The sequence below is a fragment of the Mesorhizobium sp. M5C.F.Ca.IN.020.32.2.1 genome (genome assembly GCF_004023105.1).
Classification (GTDB): Bacteria; Pseudomonadota; Alphaproteobacteria; order Rhizobiales; family Rhizobiaceae; genus Mesorhizobium; species Mesorhizobium wenxiniae.
Genome location: NZ_RZSX01000672.1, coordinates 1 through 3,624, shown reverse-complemented (window position 1 = coordinate 3,624; position 3,624 = coordinate 1). Strand labels below are relative to the sequence as shown.

5 protein-coding genes are annotated in these 3,624 nt (G+C 62.3%); 4 read left to right on the top strand and 1 reads right to left on the bottom strand.

Annotated elements, in window-relative coordinates; all coding sequences use genetic code 11:
* The 3 genes from EOA86_RS26730 to EOA86_RS26720 form a co-directional block, all read left to right on the top strand.
* Positions 1–474: DUF445 family protein (locus tag EOA86_RS26730; protein ID WP_128344442.1), on the top strand; the 474-nt coding region annotated here is incomplete at its 5' end.
* Between the two features lie 96 nt (positions 475–570).
* Positions 571–999 (top strand): phasin family protein, encoded by a 429-nt coding sequence (locus EOA86_RS26725; protein WP_128344440.1) that lies wholly within the window; start codon positions 571–573, stop codon positions 997–999.
* 246 nt (positions 1,000–1,245) lie between these two features.
* Positions 1,246–1,746 (top strand): MaoC family dehydratase, encoded by a 501-nt coding sequence (locus EOA86_RS26720; protein WP_095521987.1) that lies wholly within the window; start codon positions 1,246–1,248, stop codon positions 1,744–1,746.
* Between the two features lie 34 nt (positions 1,747–1,780).
* Here EOA86_RS26720 and EOA86_RS26715 read toward each other — a convergent pair whose 3' ends face one another.
* Complete coding sequence (locus EOA86_RS26715; protein WP_128344439.1) at positions 1,781–3,184, bottom strand: PLP-dependent aminotransferase family protein; 1,404 nt, start codon at positions 3,182–3,184, stop codon at positions 1,781–1,783.
* 105 nt (positions 3,185–3,289) lie between these two features.
* On the opposite strand from EOA86_RS26715, the gene EOA86_RS26710 reads away from it, so the two are divergent.
* On the top strand, positions 3,290–3,624 hold a 335-nt coding region (locus tag EOA86_RS26710), incomplete at its 3' end, for an EamA family transporter (protein ID WP_164892000.1).

Genomic DNA, 3,624 nt, shown 5'->3' with positions numbered 1-3,624 from the left:
GTCCTGACCTTCGTCGAGCGGCTGAGGACGTCCAAGCAATACGCCAAGCGCGCCGAGAAACTGAAGCGCGATTTCCTCGCCCGGCCGGAGCTGAAGGCGCTGGCCGGCGATATGTGGGAAAGCCTCAGTGTGTTTATCGAGCAGGACGCCAAGGCGCCGAATTCGATGATCCGCGCCCATCTCGCCAACATGTTCGTCGAGGTCGGCCGCCATCTTGCCGGCGACGCACAGATCAGGGCCGACATGAACCAGGGGTTCGTCGTGGCGCTGTCGTCTTTCGTCGAAAGCCAGAAGAGCGGCGTCTCGAAATTCATCGCCGATCAGGTCAAGCGTTGGGACCTTGCCCAGCTTACGAGGCTGATCGAGATGAACATCGGCAGGGACCTGCAATATATCCGCTTCAACGGCATGGTCATCGGCGGCATTGCCGGCGTCGTGCTCCATACCGCGGAACGGCTGTTCCTCATCGACTGAGCCGCGATGTGTTGGGCCTCCGAATGGACCGCGAAGCTCCAGTGCCCTATTGTTCTCTTCAGGTGCCGCATTCGCAGCAACAGGGGAGAAACCAGCATGGCAAAGCGACGGGAATCCGACACCTTCATGGACATATTCGGCAGGTTCGGCCGCGACCTGAAGCTGCCGAACGTCGATGTCGAGGCGATCCTCAACCATCATCGCAAGAACCTTGAGGCACTGGAAAAATCAGCCAGGGCGAGTGCCGCCGGAGCGTCGTCGCTGCTCTCCAGACAGCGCGAGATGCTGCAGGACACACTGCACGAGATCGCCGACATGGCGCAGAGCTACAGGGCGCCGGGCGATCCTCGGGAGTTGATGGCCAAGCAAGCCGCGTTCGCCAGGAAATCCTTCGAGACCGCATTGAAGAATGCCGGCGAGGTGGCCGAACTGACCAGGAAATCCGGCACCGAATCGGTCGAGATCCTGCGCGACCGCATCAAGGAGGCGATGGCGGAAATCCGCAGCAGCTACGATAAGAAGTAAGCTGTTCCCACACCAAAGCAGGCGGATTTTTCTCCCGTCATGTCCGGCTCCTGAAAGCCGTATTGTTGGTCCTTGGCCCCGGCGGGGCGCACAAGTGTCCTCTTGCCCGGATGAACCTGTTTCCGGCGCTGGACACCGGCACCGACGCGATCCGGTCTGGAATACCGCAGCGGAAGGCGCGGAGCGAATTGACAGAGGCGGCCGGTTCGTGGTCCGGAGGCAGGGCAAGCGATCGGGAAAGCAGGAATGACGCAAACACGGCTGAGGACGCCGCCGACCTACGAACAGCTCAGGACGATGACAGGGCAGGAGCTTGGCGTGTCGGACTGGACGACGGTCGACCAGAGCCGCATCGACCAGTTCGCCGAATGTACGGGCGACCGCCAATGGATCCATGTCGATCCAGAGCGGGCGAAGCGGCAGAGCCCGTTTCGCGCCACCATCGCGCATGGCTATCTAACGCTGTCGATCATCGGCGCGCTGGCGCTCGATATGGGCATCGTGCCCGAAAACACGCAAGCTGTCTTCAACTATGGTTTTGACAAGGTACGGTTCCTGGCGCCGGTCAGGGCCGGCGCACGCATCAGGCTGCGCATCACGCTTTTGTCCATGGAGGACAAAGGCCCCGGCCAATATCTGATGAAGGCCGCCAACATCGTTGAGATCGAAGGTGAGCAGAAGCCGGCGCTGACCGCCGAAACGCTGGTTATGCTCTATGAGCGGCGGCGCAGGCGGGCAGGGGCGTGAGGGGCGAAGCGCTGCATTTTCGTGACAGCGAAAATCAACGCGACATCGCCACTTCGAGCGTCCTGAAAATTCTCTCGTCTGCCGACTGCGCGACGTTGAAGCGCAGGAAACGGCTGGCAGTTTGGGACAGGCTGAACGCATTGCCGGGCGCCAGAACGACATTGGCCGACAAGGCGCGGCGGGCCATTTCAGCTGCATCCACGTCTTCCGGCAGGCTGCACCACAAAAACATGCCGGCCGGCTGGTCGATCCACGGCGTGATGCCGATTGCCTTCAGGCGGGTGCTTGTCTCAGCCATGGCGCGTGAAAGCCGCGTGCGCAGCAAATCCACGTGCTTGCGATAGCTGCCGTCCTTCAGCAGCGTCAGCACCAGTTCGGAGGCAAGCCGTCCGCCGCCGAAGGACGTGGCGATCTTCAGGTCGGTCAGCCCTTCCATCCAGTCGCGCGGAGCCGCGATGAAGCCGCAGCGCACCGACGCCGAAAGCGTCTTGGAGAAGCTGCCGATATGGACGACGCGACCAAGGCCGTCGAACGCCGCCAGCCTGGGTGCGGGCGTGTGTTCGAAGTCGGCAAAGATATCGTCTTCGATGATCGTCAGATCCGATTGGTCGGCGAGCTTGAGCAATCGATGGGCGACGACCGGCGACAGAATTGCACCCGTTGGATTGTGAAGCGCAGAATTGGTGATGTAGAGGCGCGGCCGGTGCTCGAGCAGCGCCTGCGCAAACAGCTCGATATCCGGCCCCGACGGCGTATAGGGAACGCCGACCACCTTGGCCCGGTGAGCGCGCAACAGGGCATGGAAGTTGAAATAGCAGGGGTCGTCCACCAGCACCGTGTCGCCCGGCTCGAGCAGGAACCGGCAGAGGAGGTCGATGGCCTGGGTGCCCGATTCCGTCAGCATGATCTGGTCGGGAGAGGCTTCGATGCCGTGCTCTGCCATGCGCCGTGCGAGCAGATGACGCAGCGGCGCCAGCCCGAGCGGGGTGCCGTAATCCGTCAGCGTGACATCATCGCCGCGTGCCATTGTCCGCAGTGCCCGGCGCAATCCAGCCTCCGGCATCCACGAGGCAGGCAGCCAGCCGCAGCCGGGTTTGAGCACGCCGTCGCCGGCTTCCAGCGACTGGCGCGAAACCCAGAGCGGATCGACAGCACGGTCAAGCCTGGGGCCGATCTCGGCCAGTGACAAGGGAGCCAGCGGTCCGGCGGCATAAAAACCCGAACCTGGACGCGAGCGGATGATTCCCTCCGCCGCAAGGCGCTCATAGGCTTCGACCACGGTGGATTTGGAAACCTGCATGGTTCTCGCGAAAGCCCGGATCGAAGGCAGTCGTGTTCCCGGTGTCAGGCTGCGCGCGGCGATCCTGTGCCTGATCGTCGACATGACACTTTCGACAAGCGTCACGCTGCCCTCACTTGCCGTCGCCTGCTCGTCCATCCGTACTGCTCAACCTACCATGACAGTTTTATCAAACTGTACCTCATTGTCTCTGGTAGCGCCATACGTCCGGCCCGATAGAGGGCAGAACATCAGGAGCATGCGATGGACAAGACGGCGGGTGGCTGGGTCAACGGATTTGTGGGCGTTCTGATTTTCAGCGGATCGCTTCCGGCAACGCGCGTAGCGGTGATGGATTTCGATCCGGCCTTCTTAACCGTCGCTCGTGCTGCCACGGCAGGCATACTCGGCCTCGGGCTTCTGCTCATTTTTCGCCAGAAGCGCCCGGAGCGACGAGATCTGTTGTCGCTGGCCATTGTGGCGCTCGGCGTCGTGGTCGGCTTTCCGCTGCTGACCGCGTTGGCGCTCAAGCACATCACCTCGGCCCATTCCATCATTTTCGTCGGCCTGTTGCCGCTGGCGACCGCGATCTTCGGCCT